Origin of the sequence: Corallococcus macrosporus DSM 14697 (assembly GCF_002305895.1) — a bacterium.
Lineage (GTDB): Bacteria > Myxococcota > Myxococcia > Myxococcales > Myxococcaceae > Myxococcus > Myxococcus macrosporus.
The window spans coordinates 7607694-7625486 of the sequence record NZ_CP022203.1 but is presented as its reverse complement, the minus strand read 5'-3'; the positions used below and the strand labels follow the sequence as shown (position 1 = coordinate 7625486).

The following is a 17793-nucleotide window of genomic DNA, read 5'->3' as shown; positions in this document are numbered from 1 at the left end:
GTGCCGGAGTTCGTCGAGAAACGAAGCCGCTTCACGGGATGGGCGGGGCGACGGAGAGCACGTCCGGCACCCGCTCCGGTGCCGCGAGCCGCGCCAGGCCGTGGGCGATGCCCGCGAGCCCCACCATCAGCCCGGGCGTCTCGATGCTGTCGGGCAGGCCATGCAGATGGCCATGCGACTCGATGCTTTGGAGGATGCCTCCCGCGAGCTGATAGGTGCGCCGCAGCAGCGTGTCATCGTGCAGCGCGCGTGCGGCCTCCAGCAGGAAGAGCACGTTGCCCAGGTCGCCATGACACAGGCCATGGTTGTAGCCCAGGCCTCCCGCGAGCGTGGCGTTGACCGCCGCCGTGATTTCCCCACGCACCCGCGCGTCATCGAGCAGCGGCAGGCTGGAGATGCGCCCCAGCCCGATACCGGGCGCGCCATTGCACCAGCCGCACATGAAGGCCGGCCCATCCCCGCCGTGCATGCCCGCGTCGGCGCGCAGGTCGGGCCAGTCACCGGCCTCGGGCGAGAACTGGCCACGCTCGTAGGCCAGGGTCTCCAGGGCCGCGGCGTGGAAGCGGGCCTCGCCCGTGGCGGAGGCCAGCCGCAGCAACGCCAGCGCGATGCCCGCCCCTCCGTGCGCCAACCCGCACAGGGCCCTTCCTCCTGTCGCGGGGGAAGGCCAGCCCAGGCCCTGGGGCTGGGGCGTGGCCGTCAGGAGCAGCTTCTCTCCACAGGCTCGCGCGAGCCGTGACGCTCGCTCGGAAGGGTGCCGTCCCGTGAGCGTCAGCAGCCCGAGCAGGGCGCCCGCGCATCCCCCGCCCAGGTCCAGGTGCACGTCCTGCTCCACGCGCGGCGCCACGGCGTCCACGAAGGACTCGGCCGTCTCGAACAGCGCGCGCTCGCCCCAGAGGGCTCCCAGGTGCGTCAGGGCGTAGAGGATGCCGCCCCAGCCGTTCAGGAGGCCCACGCCGCTCACGTGGGCGGGCGCCTTCTCCAGGCGCCACGTCAAGTGGCGCAGCGCGCCCCGGGCCGCCTGGGTGAAGCGTGCTTCCCCTGTCAGGGCGCCGAGCTGCGCCAGCACCAGCGCGATGCCTGAAAGCCCCTGGTAGAGGTCCGTCCCCGCCTGGGCGAGCCGCCACTCCTTCGTGGCGGACTGTTCGAGCGACAGCCAGTGCGCCTGTCCTGCGCCGGTGAAGGACAGCGCCACCAGTCGCTCTCCCACGCGCCGCGCGGCCGCCAGCAGCGCGTCCGGCTGCGCGGGCTCGGGCGGTTCGTGGAACGGATACCGGGGACGCGCGCCCGGGCGAGCCGCCAGCCGGACCCGGTCCAGCGCGCTGCGCAGCAACGCGAGCTGCCGCGCATGGTCATCCGGTGACAGGCCGACCAGGCGCTGTCGCGCGCGCTCGAGGCCGGACATGTCGAAGAAGCCGGGGAGGTGACGGCCCGCGCCCGACCACAGGTCCTTCGAGCCGGGCAGCGTGGTGAAGCGGGGGATGTCGCCGCGCTGCAGCTCCTCCTGCTCCAGGGGGATGAGGGCCGCCAGGTAGGGGCGCTCCTTCACTGCGAGCCAGAGGTGGTCGAAGAAGCGCTGCCGGTCCAGCGCATCGCCCATCGCGTGCGGGTGCATGCTTTCGTGCAGCAGGGCGTCATAGCTGGCCGTGCCGCGGAACAGCACCCGCACGGGCGCGTCTTCGAACGCCGCGAGCGGCCCCTCTGGGGCGAGCAGCGCGTCACGGTGTTCGATGAGCAGCCGGTACAGGGTGGAGAACCCCTGCGCGAGCGCGTCCGCCTGGACGGTGACGGAGAGGTCCTGCCCTTCCAATCGAGGGCGGTTCGCCGCGCCTGGAATCTCCATCCGCCGCCGTTCGAAGCGGAGCTCGTCCGTGCCATGCGCCGTCGCCACCAGGTACCCCAGTGGCGTGAGCTGGCCCTCGCCGGCGCCCAGGGCGCTGAAGTCCACCTCCGTGCCATCTTTCGAGCGCCAGGCGGGCTGGGGCAGCAGCCCGCTCTTGAGCACCGTGCCGTTCAGCACCGCGCCGGGCTGCGTCTCCAGGTTCTGGAGGGAAGCGGCGAGCGTGTGGGGATGGAAGAGCGTCTCCAGGTCCACGAGGACGGGGTGCTCGCCCGCCGCGATGAGGTTCTCATAGTGGATGTCGGTGACGTCCAGCGCGTAGAGCAGGGCGACCAGCGCGCCCTGCCGCAGGTGGAAGCGCCGCACCTCGTCCGCCGACTGGCAGGGCGCGGCCTCCACGAACTCCATCCACCCGTAGCCCTCCGAGGAGAGGAACTCCACCGTGCGCAGCGGCGGCGTGAGGCCCCGCGCATTCAACCAGGAGACGAGCTGCTGGAAGGCGGCCTCCGCCGCGAGCGGGCGCGGCTTGTACACGAGCCGCAGGCCCGAGGCGAAGCGGAGCAGGAAGACGGTGCGTCCGCCTCGGTGCGGGTCCGAGAGGCCACCCTGGGCCTCCACCAGGAGGCCAGGAGAGACGCCGCTGTGGAAGCGGCGCCATAGCGCGGCGGCGTCCCGCGCCAGCCGCTGCATCAGCTCCACGCCCGCGGCTTCCCACCCCGCAATCAGCTCGACCGCCTGACGCGCCATCACCGGGTAGCGAGAGAGGACGTCGAGCGCCACGTCCCGCCGCCGGAGCTGGTGGGCGAAGTCCTGGAAGCGCGCCTCGGAGGTGTCTCCCTGGAGCCGCCCTTCGAGCTGGGCGATGCGCAGCTCCACCGCGAGCGTCCGCCCCAGCAAGGGCATCAACTGCCGTGGAAGCGGCCCGAGCAGCATGCGGGCCGTGCGCTCCGGTTCAAACGGTGCCTCGGGCGCTTCACGCAGGCAGGTGTCCAGGGCGACGATGAGCCGCGCATGGGCCTCGTGGACGAGGGGCTCGACCAGCCCGAGCAGGGCGGAGCCCGGTGGCGTGGGCTCTGGCCAGGAGAAGCGCGGCGCCGTCGCCTGCGCGTAGGCCCGCTCGATGACGCGTTGCCACGACGGCGGCGCGCCCATCCGCGCATGCAGCGCCTGGGAGGATTCCCCCAGCAGTGCGTGCAACTCCGCTTCCGTCAGCCCGGCAGCGCGGAGTCGCTGGTCCCAGAGGACGTCCCGCGTGAGGGGTTCTTGCTTGCGCCAGCGCTCCAGCCGGCGCCGCGCGCGCGCCTCATCGACCTCGGTCGGGACACCCTGCAGCCGGAGCGAAGACAGCCGCTCCTCCAGGGCATGGCCCAGCGCCCATTGAGACGTCACGCCTTCTCCAATCCAGGCCTGGGCCCGAGGTGTTCGAGTCGTTCAGCGGCGTGTCTGTGATAGCCCTTGATATGCCTATCGTTGCATCGCTCCTGGGAAAAGGGCCAGCGCTTCTGCCTGTGCGGCGGGCGGATGACAGGTATTGCCCACTCCAGGCATGACGCCGCCCGTCGTCGCGCCGCGTTGCGAAGTGAGGCAGACTGTGGAGATGCCTCGGCTGCGTCGCATGCTCATCCTCATCCTGGCCACCTTCGGTTCGATGTACCTCCTGCTGTGCGTCGCGGTCTTCGCCCTGCAGCGCTCCATTCTCTATCCGGCGCCCAGGAGCACGCCGCTCGCGGAGGCGGACGGCTTCAGCCGCCTCCCGCTGGAGGGCGGCCTCTACGTGGACCTGTTCCACCTCCCGGCGCCGCCGGGGGCGCCCACGGTGGTGCACTTCCATGGCAACGGGGAGGAGCTGCTGACGCAGGTCGGCCTGGGCAGCCTGATGCAGGCCAGGGGGCTGGGCTTCCTCACCGTCGAGTACCCGGGCTATGGCGCATCACCGGGGAGCCCCACGGAGCAGGGCATCTATGCCGCGGCGGAGGCGGCGCTCGCCTGGCTGCGCGCGAAGGGGGTGACGCCCCACCAGACGGTGCTGAGCGGCCGGAGCCTGGGGACGGGCGTGGCGGTGGAGATGGCCCGGCGCGGGCACGGCTCCCGGGTCATGCTCGTGAGTCCGTACACGTCCATCCCGGACCTTGGCGCCACGGCCTTTCCCTTCCTCCCCGTCCGCTGGCTGGCGAGGGACCGGTTCGACACCGCGTCCAAGGCCGCCGCCGTGAAGCTCCCCGTGCTCATCATCCACGGCGAGGAGGACGACCTCATCCCCGTCGCCATGGGCCGCCGGTTGGGCTCGCTCTTTCCCCAGGCGGTGGTGGAGACGGTGGCGGGAGCGGGGCACAACGATGTCCTGGAGGACCCTGGCAGGATTTACAGACACCGGATGGCGTCCTTCGCGCTCGGCAACCCCTGAGCCGTCGCGCCTGATGGAGTTGGCGATGTCTGTCATTGTCTCCGGCGAGACAGCGGCTCGGGGGTGTCTGGCTTCAGGGGAGGGCCGGTGGAACATCGAGCGCCCCTGGCTGGGCTGGTCCGGCTGCCCGACCTGCCGGGCTTCGCGGCGGGCATGCGTGACTCGTTCGGGCAGGGCCCGCTGCCACCCTCGCTCGTCCATGCGACGAGCCTCGCGATTCCCGTGGCGGAGGCGCGTTGCTCCGGGGGGGCGTCCGGGGCCGCGACCTGTTGGTGGCTGGCACGCTCCTGATGCTCCTGCTGATGGGAGGTGCCTGCAGCGCGCAGCACTGGAACGCGGCGAGCATCCAGAGGCGCTACCTGGCCTTCTACGCCGTGCTTATCGCCACCGTATACCTCGACCATCTCTCCATCGACGCGTGGCGCCGCTCGGGCCCGGCGTCGAAGGGGACTCAACCGTAAAGGAAGCAGCGATGTCCCTGTCATTCGGTCCCTTCATCCTGGGTGGGAATGTCTTTGGCTGGACCGTGGGGCGCGATGACGCGTTCCGCATCCTCGATGCGTTCGTCGACCGTGGCGGCACCGCGCTGGACACGGCGGACGTGTACTCGGACTGGGCGCCTGGCGCGACGGGCGGAGACTCCGAGAAAATCATCGGCGAGTGGCTGGCCTCCCGGGGCAACCGGAGCAAGGTGGTGGTCGCGACGAAGGTCGCGAAGTGGAAGGCGCAGCCGGGCCTGTCCGCCGCGAACATCCGCGCCGCCATCGAAGGCTCGCTGAAGCGCCTCCAGACGGACTACGTGGACCTCTACTACGCGCACGAGGACGACGCGAAGGTGGAGCAGTCCGAGTACCTCACCGCCTTCGACGCCCTGGTGAAGGAAGGCAAGGTGCGCGCCCTGGGGGCCTCCAACTTCACGCCGGAGCGGCTCGCGTCGGCGCTGGCGTTCTCCCGTGGCAACGGACTCCGCGCCTTCGAGGTGTCGCAGGACCACTGGAACCTGGTGGCGCGCGGCCTGGAGCGCACGCTCGTGCCGCTGCTGGAGAAGGAGGGGCTGAAGGAGCTGCCGTACTGGTCGCTGGCATCGGGCTTCCTCACCGGCAAGTACCGGCCGGGCGAGAAGGTGGAGTCGTCGCGCGCGGGCTCGGCGGAGCGATACCTGGCGGAGCCCCGGAACGTGGCCCTGCTCGGCGCCCTGGATGAGGTCGCGCGCGCGCACCGTGTCTCCGTCACCGCCGTCTCGCTGACGTGGCTGCGCGCCCAGCGCGTCGTCGGGGCGCCCATCGCCAGCGCGCGGACCGAGGTGCAACTGGGGGCGCTGTTCGAATCCGCCACGCTCACCCTGTCGCCGGACGAGCTCGGCAAGCTGTCCGCCATCACGGCGCCGTAGGCCCCCGCGGCGCTCCGGCTTGCCGCGGACCATCGCGGCTCCTACGCTCCCGGGCGCTGGCGCGGTCCTCGCGTCGGCGTCCACCGGGAGCCCGCCGCATGTCCAACCCCACCGCGCCCGTCATCGGCATCATTGGTGGCAGTGGCCTGTACCAGATGGATGGCCTGACGGACGTCGAATGGAGGCGGGTGCCGTCTCCGTTCGGCGAGCCTTCGGACGAGCTGTGCTTCGGCACGCTCGCGGGCCACCGGGTCGTCTTCCTCCCGCGTCACGGCCGGGGACACCGGCTGGCGCCAACGGACATCAACTTCCGCGCGAACATCGACGCGCTCAAGCGCAGCGGGGTGACGGACCTGCTGTCTCTGTCCGCGGTGGGCGGCCTGCGCGAGGAGTACCCGCCGGGCACCTTCGTCGTCGTGGACCAGTTCATCGACCGGACCTTCGCCCGGGAGAAGAGCTTCTTCGGCACGGGCCTGGTGGCCCATGTCTCCATGGCGAAGCCGGTATGTTCGCGGCTGGGAGACGCGGTGATTTCCGCGTGCGAGGGCCTGGGCGTCGTCGCCCGCCGGGGCGGCACGTACCTGGCCATGGAGGGGCCGCAGTTCTCCTCCATCGCGGAGAGCCACCTGTACCGGAGCTGGGGCTGTGACGTCATCGGCATGACGAACATGCCGGAGGCCAAGCTCGCGAGGGAGGCGGAGCTCTGCTACGCGACGGTGGCCATGGTCACCGACTTCGACTGCTGGCATCCGGACCATGACGCCGTCACCGTGGACCAGGTGGTGTCCGTGCTGCTGGGCAACGCGGGCAAGGCGAAGGGGCTGGTGAAGAACGTGGTGCCGCTGCTCGGCGGGCACGCCGGTCCCTGCGGGCAGGGCTGCCAGAAGGCGCTGGACCACGCCATCATCACCGCGCCCTCGGCCTGGGACCCGGCGATGGTGGAGAAGCTGTCCGCGGTGGCGGGCCGGGTGCTGCGCCGATGAAGGTCCACGGCAAGCCGATGCGCTCCATCTGGCTGGCGGCGGATGCGCGGGCCGCGGAGGTCATTGACCAGACGCGGCTGCCGCACGCGCTCGTCACCGTGCGGCTGGCGACGCTGGAGGATGCTGCCCATGCCATCCGGAGCATGCAGGTGCGGGGCGCGCCGCTCATCGGCGCCACCGCGGCGTATGGCGTCTGGCTGGCCCTGCGCGCGGACGCCTCCGACGGCGCGCTGGAGCAGGCCCTCACGGTGCTGCGAGGCACCCGTCCCACCGCGGTGAATCTGCACTGGGCCCTGGAGGATATGCGCCAGGTGCTGGCGCCGCTGCCCCCGTCCGAGCGCGTGGCCGCGGCCCTCCGCCGCGCCGAGGCCATCAGCGACGAGGACGTGGCCATCAACCGCGCCATCGGCGCGCATGGGCTGAAGCTCCTGGAGGAGGCCTGGGCGCGCAAGGGCCGCCAGGGCCGGCTCGACGTGCTCACGCACTGCAACGCCGGCTGGCTGGCCACGGTGGACTTCGGCACGGCGCTGTCGCCCATCTACCAGGCGCACGACGCAGGCATCCCCGTGCATGTCTGGGTGGATGAGACGCGTCCCCGCAACCAGGGCGCGCAGCTCACGGCGTGGGAGCTGGGCCAGCATGGCGTCCCGCACACCGTCATCGCGGACAACGTGGGCGGCCACCTGATGCAGCACGGGCAGGTGGACCTGTGCATCGTCGGCACGGACCGCACCACGGCCCAGGGCGACGTGGCGAACAAGATTGGCACCTACCTGAAGGCGCTGGCGGCGAAGGACAACGGCGTGCCCTTCTACGTGGCGTTGCCGTCGCCCACCATCGACTGGACGCTGCGGGACGGCGTGCGCGAAATCCCCATCGAGCAGCGCGACGGCGCGGAGCTGAGTGACGTCACCGGGCGGCTGGCCTCCGGCGAGGTGGCCACGGTGCGGATTACGCCCGAGGGGAGCCCCGCCGCGAACTACGCCTTCGACGTGACGCCCGCGCGGCTGGTGACGGCGCTCATCACCGAGCGCGGTGTCTGCGCGGCCTCGCGCGAAGGCCTGCTGTCGCTCTTCCCGGAGCGGCGGGGGCAGGCGGAATGAGCCGCGCGGGGGAGCACCTCGCCCTGCGCGAGTCGATGATTGCCACCGCGCGGCGGATGAACGCGTCCGCGCTCAACCAGGGCACCTCTGGCAACCTGAGCGTGCGCGTGGAGGGCGGCTTCCTGCTGACACCCACCGGCATGGACTACGACGCGTTGGTGCCGGAGGACCTGGTGCTCATGCGCTTCGACGGCCGCCACGAGGGGCGCCGGAGCCCGTCCTCGGAGTGGCAGCTCCACCGGGACCTCCTGGCCGCGCGGCCAGAGGTGGGCGCGGTGCTGCACGCGCACTCCATGTTCTGCACCACGCTGGCGTGCCTGCACCGGGACATCCCCGCCTTCCACTACATGGTGTCCGCGGCGGGTGGCACGGACGTGCGCTGCGCGCCCTATGCCACGTTCGGCACGGCGGAGCTCGCCGCCAACGTGCTGGCCGCGTTGGACGGGCGCAAGGCGTGCCTGATGGCGAACCACGGCATGGTGGCGCTGGGCAAGGACCTGGCCTCGGCCTTCAAGCTGGCCGTCGAGGTGGAGACGCTGGCCGCCATGTACTGGCGAGCGCTCCAGGTCGGCGAGCCGGTGCTGCTGGACGGCGCGGAGATGGCGCGCGTCCTGGAGAAGTTCAAGACGTACGGCCAGCAGCCGGCGCTCCCTCCGCGCGAAGGGTGAGGACCGTCACCTCGGTGGGCACGCCGATGCGGAAGGGCAGCCAGTGCCCCGTTCCGCCCGACACGTAGAGCTGATGGTCACCCTGGCGGTAGCGGCCGAGCATGTACTTGAAGGCGAACCAGAAGGCCGGCACGCCCAGGAACGCCACCTGTCCGCCGTGGGTGTGGCCGGCCAGCGTCAGCCGGGCGCCGCGCTCGGCCGCGAGGGGGAAGAAGTCCGGGTGGTGCGTCAGGCAGAGCACCACCTCTTCGGGCGCGACGTCGCGGAATCCCGCCTCCGCGGACTGGTGCATGCGCTCCGCCTTCACGCGGTGGCTCCGGCCGGACATGGGGTAGTCCACGCCCACCACGCGCACGCGCTGCCCGGCGTGCTCGAAGGCGTGGGACGCGTCCACCAGCAGGCGCACGGGCCCGCCGTTCGCCTCCACGTCGGCATAGGCCCGGCGGATGGCTCCCAGGCCCCGCCAGTGCTCATGGTTGCCGAGGATGGCGAGCATGCCGTGACGCGCCTGGCACTCCGACAGCGCCGCCATGGTGCCGTCGAGCTGGTCCAGGTCGTCGATGAGGTCCCCCGTCATCACCTGGAGGTCCACCTTGGCGTCGTTCATCGCCCGCACGGCGGCTTGCAGGTACTGCGTGTCGATGAAGGTGCCGACGTGGACGTCCGTAATCTGGCCGATGCGGAAGCCGTCCAGCGCCGGAGGCAGCCGGGGCAGCCTGATTTCGACCTCGCGGACCGAGAACTGTGAGTACCCATTGGCGAGCCCCACCGAGCTGGTTCCGGCCGCGAGCAGCGGCACCGCGCGCCCCGCGTTCGTCAGCAGGTTGCGGCGCGCCAGGTTCACCGGAGCGGATTGGGTCGGAGTCGTGGTCAGCGGGGGCTCCCGGCGAGCGGGATGTTCCAGCCACCTGCGCAGCAGGAGGAGGGGCCCGCCGATGAGCACCACCATGATGATGGCGACGGACCAGCCCACGGAGAAGACGCGCAGGGCCGCGTCTCCTACGGGGAGTTGTGCGTGTCGTCCGGCGATGGCCGAGTAGAGCCACGCGACCAGGGACAGAAAGGTTCCCAGCGCGAAGACACCGAGGCGCCACTTGCGGAGCAGGCCAGGCCACAGCGAGCGGAGCACCGCCCACGCGCCCACGTTGAAGAGGAGGAGGAACAGCAGCCTGCCCATTTACGGTGCTCCCTTGGCGTGAAAGGGAGCAGTCATAGCCGGGGCGGGCGACATGCGCCGCAGGAAGTGGCTGGAGGACAGGGGCAGGGGCATCATCTGGCGGGCGCGTGGGGAATCAGGCGGAGGAGAGGCCCGCTGCCGGGCTGCTTTCCGGGGATGGCCCCTCTACGCGGGAAGGAGGTGTCTCATTCCACGCCAGTCCGGAGCTCGCCGCCGACCGGCCTTCTAGGTGGAGGGAACGTTCATTCCACCGGGTCTCCATGGGGAGCGGCCCTCCACCTTGGCGTAACCGGCGGGACCCGCTGCCGACCGGCCTCCTGGGTGGAGGGAACGTTCATTCCACCGGGCCTCCATGGGGAGAGACCCTCCGCCTTGGCCTGACCGGCGGGGGCCGCTGCCGGCTTCCACCTGGGTGGAGGGAACGTTCATTCCACCGGGCCTCCATGGGGAGCGGCCCTCCACCTTGGCGTGACCGGCGGGACCCGCTGCTTGCTTCCTCCTGGGTGGAGGGAACGTTCATTCCGCGGGGACCGACATGGGGCACGGTCTTCCTCCTCGGCATGGCCGGTGGGGGCCGCGGCCGGCTTCCTTCCGGGTGGAGGGAACGTTCATTCCGCGGGGGCCCGGAGGAGAGCGCTCTGCCTCCTTGCTCGAAATGGATCCGCCGTCCCGCGAGGGTGCTCCCACCTGGTGGTGCGGTCTCCCTCCTTGGAATGAACGTTCCTTCCAGCGGGGCTGTGTCCCGGGAGCGCCACTCCCTCGTGGGATGCGCGCTCGATTTCCGGGCTTCCGACTTCGAAGGGGTTGGGCGTCCAGGGCTGGAATGAACGTTCCGTCCCAAAGACCCGAGCCTTGGGGGCGCGCCCCTCCGCCCGGAATGGACGTTCCGGCCCGGGTGGCCTTGGCGCTCACGGGGCAGGCTCCCTCCTGGCGGAATGGACGTTCCGTTCCGGCGCGCCTCAGTCCCGGCCGGGACTGGCCATGCGCAGATGGGCGTGGAGCGTTTCCGTGCGCAGGTAGAGGAACTGGGCGTCGCCAAAAGCCAGGGCATCGCCGTCGTTGAGCATCTGCTCCTGTTCCGGCCCCAGCGCCGAGGCGTTGACCCAGGTGCCATTCATGGAGCCCACGTCCCGCACCGAGCAGTCACCGGCCTGGGCGTGCCACCGCAGCGTGGCGTGGTGCTTGGACACGGACGGGTCCGGCACCACCAGGGAGCAGCCTTCAACGCGGCCCACGGAGAACTCCTGGCTCTCCGCCTCCGGTCTCAGGAAGTGGACCTCCAGGGCATCGAACCCGCGCAGCATGACGAACAGCCGGTCCACGAGCCGTGTCCGGTGCGCCATGCCCACGGTGCGTGCCGCGCCGAGCCGCAGGGCGACTTGTTGGAACACGGGCTCGGGAGGCTGCTGGACCAGCACGACACGGCCCGAGGCTTCAATGAAGGCCTCCAGGGTTGCCAGGGCGAACGGGCGCAGTTGCTTGACGGACGGCATGGTGCCCGCACCTTAAACCGCGTTGCGAGAAGTTGGCGCCTGACCGAGACCCTCCCGCGCGGAGTGTCCACCGCCGGTCGAGCGCCGCGCCGCCTCCATCCGCCCATGACGCGCGCGACCTTTCTCGGAGGGATGCCGTCCGCTTTCATCGCCCCGGGTAGCTGAACTCCTTCCGCGAAGTTCACCAGGAGCGACGACATGATGTTGCGGATGAAGCGGTATGGCGCTGGGCTGTTGACGGCATGGCTGCTGGCGGTGGCCCCCGCCTGCGGCGATTCGGACGAAGGCGCGCCACCGGACGCGGGGTTGCCCGACGCGGGCGAGGAGTTGCCACCCCTGGTGGTGCCCGCGGGCTGCAACCCGCTGGCCTCCGAGCATGACTGCCTCCTGCCGTACCCCTCCGACTACTTCCTCCAGGAGGACGCGGCGCTGCCGTCCGGCCACCGGGTGCGGCTCACCGACGCGGCGAAGCTGAAGGCGCGGGATGGCACCGCGTTCGACTTCACGGACCTCCACCCGGCGGATGGCTATTCGCACGGCACGCAGGTGCTCGCGCTCTTCCCGGGCGGTGTGGACGACGCGCGCCTGCCCTCCGTGACGAGCCCCACCGCCGCGACGAACGGGAACACCGTGTTCCTCGACGTGGAGCGAGGTGAGGGCGTGCTGCACTTCGCGGAGTTGGATCCGCGGGCACCCGATGACGCGCGCCGGGCGCTGCTGCTGCGGCCCGCGATTCGGCTGCGCAACGCGTCCCGCTACATCATCGCCCTGCGCGAGTTGACGGCGAAGGACGGCACGCTCGTGCCGGTGCCCGAGGGCTTCCGGCGCATCCGGGATGGCCAGGCGGCCGGAGACCCGCTGCTGGCGCCGCTGGCCGCCCGGTACGAAGCGGACATCTTCCCGGCGCTGGAGGCGGCCGGCGTACCGCGCGCGGAGCTGCAGCTCGCGTGGGACTTCACCACCGAGTCGGAGGAGGTCGTCACGCGGGACATGCTGCAGGTGCGGCGGCTCGCGATGGAGGCGATGGAGGCCACGCCTCCCGTCGTCACGGTGACGGAGGTCCAGGATGACGTGGACGCCAACGTCGCCCGGCGCATCCGTGGCACCCTGCGGGTTCCGCTCTTCCTGGAGAGCGACCAGCCTGGTGCGCTGCTCACGCGTGACGAGGAAGGCCGCGTGCGCCGCAATGGCGACGCGGAGGTGCCCTTCACGCTCCAGATTCCCCGCAGCGTCTGGGGCCAGGCCGTGGCGCCGGTGCGCTTCCTCCAGTACGGCCACGGCTTCTTCGGGCGGCAGGCGGAGGCGGATGGCTCCTTCGTCCGGCCCTTCATCCAGGCCACGCGGATGGTGGTGTTGACGGTGGACTGGTGGGGCATGTCGCAGACGGACGCGCCGGGCGTGCTTCAGGCGATGGCGGGGAATCCCGGCCAGACGCTGCGCTTCACCGACCGCGTCCACCAGGGCATGGTGAATCAGCTCGCCGTGACGTACGCGGCGCGGACGACCCTGGCGGAGCTGCCGGAGCTCCAGGACGGCGGCGTGCGCGTGTACGACCCTGAGCAGACGTACTTCTACGGAATCAGCCAGGGCCACATCCTGGGCGGGACCTACGTCGCGCTGTCGCCGCACGTCTCACGCGCGGTGTTCAGCGTGGGCGGGGCGGACTTCTCCCTGATGATGTTCCGCGCCCGGCCCTTCGGCATGTTCCTGGAGGCCATTGCCCAGACGGTGCCGGACGCGTTGGAGCAGCAGAAGTTCGCGGCGCTGACGCAGACGTCCTTCGACCGCATCGACCCGCTCACGTATGCGCCGCATGTGCTCGGGGACCTCTATCCCGGGGCGCCCGCGTCGCGCCGGGTGCTGGTGCAGTACGGGCTGGGGGACGCGCAGGTGCCCAACGTGGCCACCGCGCTGCACGCCCGCGCCATGGGCCTGACGCAGCAACTGCCCTCTACCTGGCGGGTGCCCATGTTGCCCGCGGAGGAGGGGACAGTGGCGGGCTCGGCGCTGGTGCAGTTCGACTACGGCCTGCCGGCGCCGCTGCCCGGAACGTTCGCGGACCTGCCCGCCGAGGACAACGCCGTGCACGAGGGCGTGCGCCGGGATGCCAACGGCCGTGAGCAGGTGGACCGCTTCCTGCGGCCCGACGGGCAGGTGGAGCCCACCTGCGACGGCATCTGCTTCGGCGGCAACTAGCCGGCACCGAGGAGCAGCTTCCTCCGCGCGTCCTCGCCGGATGCGCGGAGGACGGCCGCTCCCGGAGGCCCATGCGCAGGGGGCGGCTGGGCCCGCCTCTCCGTCGGACACCGGACCGCCGCCTTCGAAGCCCCTGAAGCGGCGCATGGCTCCAGGGGACCGCGCACGGGACGGTGAGCCGCCGTCGTGCGTAACGACGTTCTACGTCGCCGCGTCCGGCTTCAGGTTCTTCAGCAGGTGGTCGCCGTACTCCTCACGCAGCTTCGTCTTGAGGAACTTGCCGGTGGACGTGCGCGGCACCTGCGGCACGAAGACGTAGTCATCCGGCAGCCACATCTTCGCGAACTGGCCGGCCAGGTGCGCGGTCAGCTCGTCCTTGGTGACCTGCTGGCCTTCCTTCAGGGCCACCGCGGCCAGCGGGCGCTCGTCCCACTTCGGATGCTTCGCGGCGAACACGGCCGCCTCCAGCACCGCGGGGTGGGCCATCAGCGCGTTCTCCAGCGCCACGGAGGAGATCCACTCACCGCCTGACTTGATGACGTCCTTGCTGCGGTCGCAGATGCGCACGTAGCCCTGCGGGTCGATGGTCACCACGTCGCCCGTCTTGAACCAGCCGTCCTGCGTGAAGCGGTCCGCGCCCTCGTCGCTGAAGTAGGACGACGCGACCCAGGGGCCGCGGACCTCCAGCTCGCCCATGGTCTCCCCGTCCCAGGGCAGCAGCGTGCCGTCGTCGCTGGCGACACGCGTCTCCACGAAGGGCAGCGCGAAGCCCTGGGACGCGCGCGCCGCGGACTGCGTCTCCGGCGCCGCCTGCCGCATGGGCCCCTTGAGCTTCGCCATCGTGCCGACGGGGCTCATCTCCGTCATGCCCCACGCGTGGACCACCTCCAGTCCGTGCCGCTTCTGGAAGCCCTCAATCAGCGACGGCGGCGCCGCCGAGCCACCAATCAGCATGGACCGCATGCTGCTCAGGTCCCACCTGCCCGGCGACTGGTCCAGCAGCGCCAGGATGCCAATCCAGATGGTGGGCACGCCGCCCGCCATCGTGACTTTCTCCGCCGCCATCAGGTCCAGCAGCGAGGCGGGGTCCAGGTGCGGCCCGGGGAACACCAGCTTCGCGCCGGTGAGGACGGCGTCGAAGGCCAGGCCCCACGCCGCGGCGTGGAACATGGGCACCACCGGCATCACCGCGTCCACCTCGCGCATGCCCGTCACATCCGTCATGCAACACGCCAGGGCGTGGAGCACCGTGGAGCGGTGGCTGTAGAGCACGCCCTTCGGATTGCCCGTGGTGCCCGACGTGTAGCAGAGCATCGACGCGGAGTTCTCATCGAGCTGGGGAAAGTCGAAGTGGGGGGACTCGGCCGCCAGCAGCGCCTCGTAGTCCAGCGTCCCCTCCGGCGCGGGGCCCGCGTCCGGCACCACGATGACGTGGCGGATGCTCGGCACCGCGTCCTTGAACTTCTCGAACAGCGGCAGCAGCGAGCGGTCCACCACCACCACGGAGTCCTCCGCGTGCCGCGCGATGTAGCCCAAATCGTTGGGGTGCAGGCGCAGGTTGAGCGTGTGCACCACCGCGCCCATGCAGGGCACGCCGTAGTACACCTCCAGGTGCCGGTAGTGGTTCCAGCTCAGCGTGGCCACCCGGTCCCCGGCCTTCACGCCCAGGCGCGTGAGCGCGTTGGCCAGCCGGCACGTGCGCTCATGGAAGTCCGCGTACGTGTAGCGGTGCAGCGACTTGTCCGGGTTTCGGCTGACGATTTCCGAGCCCGGGAAGAAGGTCCGCGCGCGCTCCAGGAGGTGGCTCAGCGTGAGCGGGAAATCCATCATGCGGCCTGGCAGCATCGGCACCCTTCCTTATGGACGGTGAGTGGAGGTACCGATGCTAACGGAGCGCGGACCCGGGCTTCATCCGCGCTCCTTGATGTCGCGACGCGTCAGCCGAAGAAGACCTGGGCGACCTCGAAGAACTCCTGCGGGACGCGCTTCAGCTCGCGGGTGGCGTCGGCCAGGTCCACGCTGATGATGTCGTTGCCTCGCAGCGCGGCCATCTTCCCGAACTCGCCGCGGGCCACCATGTCGCAGGCGTGGACGCCGTAGCGGGTGGCCAGCACGCGGTCATGGGGCGTGGGCGCGCCGCCGCGCTGGATGTGGCCCAGCACGGAGACGCGCGTCTCGAAGCCGGTGCGCCGCTCGATTTCGTGCGCCAGGATGGTGCCCACGCCGCCGAGCCGCGGCCTGCCCGCCTCGTCCAGCGCGCCGCTGGTGACGAGCTGCTCCTGCTGGTCCGCGGACAGCTTGATGCGCGTGCCCTCCGCCACCACGACGATGGAGAAGGTGCGCCCGCCCGCGTGGCGGCGCTGGATGTGCTCGGCCACCTTCTCCAGGTCCGCGGGAATCTCCGGGACGAGGATGACGTCCGCGCCGCCGGCGATGCCCGCGTAGGTGGCAATCCAGCCCACGTGCCGGCCCATCACCTCGCAGACGATGACGCGCTTGTGCGACTCCGCGGTGGAGTGCAGCCGGTCAATGGCCTCGGTGGCGATGGCGACGGCCGTGTCGAAGCCGAAGGTGAAGTCCGTGGCGTTGATGTCGTTGTCGATGGTCTTCGGCACCCCGACGATGCGCAGCCCTTCCTGCGACATGCGCGTGGCGGCCGACAGCGTGCCCTCGCCGCCAATGGCGATGACGGCGTGGATGCCGTTGCGTTCAATGGCGCGCTTGACGCGCTCCAGCCCGTTTTCGACCTTGAACGGGTTGACGCGCGAGGTGCCGAGGATGGTGCCGCCCCGGTGGAGGATGCCTGACGTGGTTTCACGCGTGAGGCGGAAGTGGTTGTCCTCCAGCAACCCCTTCCAGCCATCTCGGAGGCCCATCATCTCGAAGCCGTGGGCGTTGGCGCGGCGGACGACGGCGCGGATGACGGCGTTCAGGCCGGGGCAGTCGCCCCCGCCGGTGAGCACGGCGACTTTCATGGAGAAACGTTCTATCGCGCCCGGCGCCAGACGCGATGTCCAAGTTTGCCCGAGCGCTCAGCCGGGGACCTTCCAACCGCCTAGCCGAACACCGCCGGGCGGCGCCCGGCCCAGGGGCAGGCCGCCTCCAACTGCGCGGCGAGCCGGAACAAGGTGGCCTCGTCTCCGAGGCGCCCCATGAACTGGACACCCACGGGCAGGCCGTCCGAGCTCCAGTGGAGCGGCACGCTCATGGCGGGCAGCCCCGCCGTGTTGGCCAGCGGGCAGTAGGAGGCATAGGCCGCCGCCCGGAGCAGGGGCGCCATGGGCTCGCCGGGCGGCGCGGAGAAGGTGCCCAGCCGCGGGGCGGGCTCGTTGAGGGTGGGCATCAGCCAGGCGTCCACGTCCTCGAAGTGGCGCAGGGCGGCGCGGCTGTAGCGCTGCAACTCCGTGCTGGCCAGCAGGTAGGCGGACAGGCCCTGGTCCAGGCCGTATTGGTAGAGGGCCCAGGTGAAGGGCTCGAAGTGCGACGCCTCCGGGCTGCGCCCGATGCGCTCGGCCAACGCGTCGATGCCGTAGACGACGCCCGCGGTCCACACCGTGATGAAGTGTTGTCCCACCGCGTCATCGCCGGGCACCTCCAGGCTGCCCTCGTCCACGAAGTGGCCCAGGTCCTCCAGGAGCCGGGCCGCGCCGTGGACAGCGGCCAGGCACTCCGGGTGGACGGTGGCGCCCATGGGGTTGCGCAGGGCGATGCGGATGCGCAGGCGGCCCGGGGGCGTGTTGACCTCCTGGACGTAGGGCCGGGCCTTGGCGGGCGCCTGGTACGGCGTGCCCGCGTCAGCGCCGCAGGTGACGTCGAGCAGCGCCGCGCTGTCCCGCACGGAGCGGGTGAGGGCGTGCTCGGTGATGAGCCAGTGGTAGGCGTCCGCGATGTCGCCGCCCAGCGGGTTGCGGCCCCGGGTGGGCTTGAGCCCGAAGAGGCCACACGCCGCGGCGGGGATGCGGATGGAGCCGCCGCTGTCCGTGGCGTGCGCGAAGGGCACCATGCCGCTGGCCACCGCCGCCGCGGCGCCACCGCTGGCGCCACCCGGCGAGCGCGTGGTGTCCCAGGGGTTGCGGCAGGGGCCCAGGAACTCGCTCTCCGTCGTGGGCAGCAGCCCCATCTCCGGGGTGTTCGTCTTGCCCAGCACCACCAGGCCGCTGCGCCGGAGGCGCTTCACCAGCTCGCTGTCCTGGTCCGGGACGTGGTCCTTCCCGAAGCGCGAGCCGTGGGTGAGCGGATGGCCTTCCTGCGCCGTGAGCAGGTCCTTGAGCAGGAAGGGAACGCCGGTGAACGGCCCCGTGGGCAGCAGGCCCCGGGCGCGCTCGCGCGCCTGGTCGAAATGTGTCTGGACCACCGCATTGAGTGTCGGATTGTGGCGTTCGATGCGAGCGATGGCCGCGTCCACGAGCTCGAGCGGCGTGGCCTCCCGGCGGCGCACGAGTTCCGCCTGGGCGGTCGCGTCGAGACTGACAAAGGGGTCCATGCCCCTGACTCTGGCATGTTTCACACGCCCTGGAAGGGGCCCTGGTGGATGCCTAG

Annotated in this window: 13 protein-coding genes; 7 read left to right on the top strand and 6 right to left on the bottom strand. The window is 71.1% G+C overall.

Annotation, left to right across the window (positions count from 1 at the left end):
• Positions 1-31 precede the first annotated feature (31 nt).
• Complete coding sequence (locus MYMAC_RS30845) at positions 32-3229, bottom strand: type 2 lanthipeptide synthetase LanM family protein (RefSeq protein WP_239989112.1); 3198 nt, start codon at positions 3227-3229, stop codon at positions 32-34.
• A gap of 208 nt (positions 3230-3437) precedes the next feature.
• Between MYMAC_RS30845 and MYMAC_RS30840 the strand changes: the two genes are divergently transcribed.
• From MYMAC_RS30840 to MYMAC_RS30815, 6 genes are all read left to right on the top strand, one after another.
• A complete protein-coding gene (locus MYMAC_RS30840) occupies positions 3438-4244 on the top strand; it encodes an alpha/beta hydrolase (RefSeq protein ID WP_095961745.1) in 807 nt (268 codons plus the stop codon).
• Positions 4245-4516: 272 nt separating this feature from the next.
• A complete protein-coding gene (locus MYMAC_RS30835) occupies positions 4517-4705 on the top strand; it encodes a hypothetical protein (RefSeq protein ID WP_157757580.1) in 189 nt (62 codons plus the stop codon).
• A gap of 11 nt (positions 4706-4716) precedes the next feature.
• Positions 4717-5634, top strand: a complete 918-nt coding sequence (locus MYMAC_RS30830; protein ID WP_095960664.1) for an aldo/keto reductase — start codon at positions 4717-4719, stop codon at positions 5632-5634.
• Between the two features lie 98 nt (positions 5635-5732).
• The gene (locus tag MYMAC_RS30825) at positions 5733-6617 is read left to right on the top strand and encodes an S-methyl-5'-thioadenosine phosphorylase (protein WP_013937972.1); all 885 of its coding nucleotides are present in this window, start codon (positions 5733-5735) and stop codon (positions 6615-6617) included.
• The gene (gene mtnA / locus MYMAC_RS30820) at positions 6614-7720 is read left to right on the top strand and encodes an S-methyl-5-thioribose-1-phosphate isomerase (RefSeq protein WP_095960663.1); all 1107 of its coding nucleotides are present in this window, start codon (positions 6614-6616) and stop codon (positions 7718-7720) included. The genes MYMAC_RS30825 and mtnA overlap by 4 nt, the downstream gene beginning before the upstream one ends.
• Positions 7717-8388 carry a class II aldolase/adducin family protein gene (locus tag MYMAC_RS30815; protein ID WP_095960662.1) on the top strand — a complete coding sequence of 224 codons (672 nt, stop codon included), beginning with the start codon at positions 7717-7719 and terminating at the stop codon, positions 8386-8388. The genes mtnA and MYMAC_RS30815 overlap by 4 nt, the downstream gene beginning before the upstream one ends.
• Here the strand turns inward: MYMAC_RS30815 and MYMAC_RS30810 are convergent.
• The gene (locus MYMAC_RS30810; protein WP_095960661.1) at positions 8342-9565 is read right to left on the bottom strand and encodes a metallophosphoesterase; all 1224 of its coding nucleotides are present in this window, start codon (positions 9563-9565) and stop codon (positions 8342-8344) included. The two genes, MYMAC_RS30815 and MYMAC_RS30810, sit on opposite strands and share 47 nt — an antisense overlap.
• A 959-nt stretch (positions 9566-10524) precedes the next feature.
• Positions 10525-11058, bottom strand: a complete 534-nt coding sequence (locus MYMAC_RS30805; protein ID WP_095960660.1) for an FHA domain-containing protein — start codon at positions 11056-11058, stop codon at positions 10525-10527.
• 198 nt (positions 11059-11256) lie between these two features.
• On the opposite strand from MYMAC_RS30805, the gene MYMAC_RS30800 reads away from it, so the two are divergent.
• Complete coding sequence (locus MYMAC_RS30800) at positions 11257-13254, top strand: hypothetical protein (RefSeq protein WP_095960659.1); 1998 nt, start codon at positions 11257-11259, stop codon at positions 13252-13254.
• A gap of 201 nt (positions 13255-13455) precedes the next feature.
• Here the strand turns inward: MYMAC_RS30800 and MYMAC_RS30795 are convergent, their stop codons facing one another.
• From MYMAC_RS30795 to MYMAC_RS30785, 3 genes are all read right to left on the bottom strand, one after another.
• Positions 13456-15099: a long-chain fatty acid--CoA ligase gene (locus MYMAC_RS30795; protein WP_095960658.1), complete on the bottom strand. Its 1644-nt coding sequence runs from the start codon at positions 15097-15099 to the stop codon at positions 13456-13458.
• A 92-nt stretch (positions 15100-15191) separates the two neighbouring features.
• Entirely contained in the window at positions 15192-16229 is a 1038-nt protein-coding gene (locus MYMAC_RS30790; protein ID WP_043710289.1) for a 6-phosphofructokinase, read from the bottom strand.
• A gap of 80 nt (positions 16230-16309) precedes the next feature.
• Positions 16310-17737 carry an amidase gene (locus MYMAC_RS30785; protein ID WP_095960657.1) on the bottom strand — a complete coding sequence of 476 codons (1428 nt, stop codon included), beginning with the start codon at positions 17735-17737 and terminating at the stop codon, positions 16310-16312.
• Positions 17738-17793 lie beyond the last annotated feature (56 nt).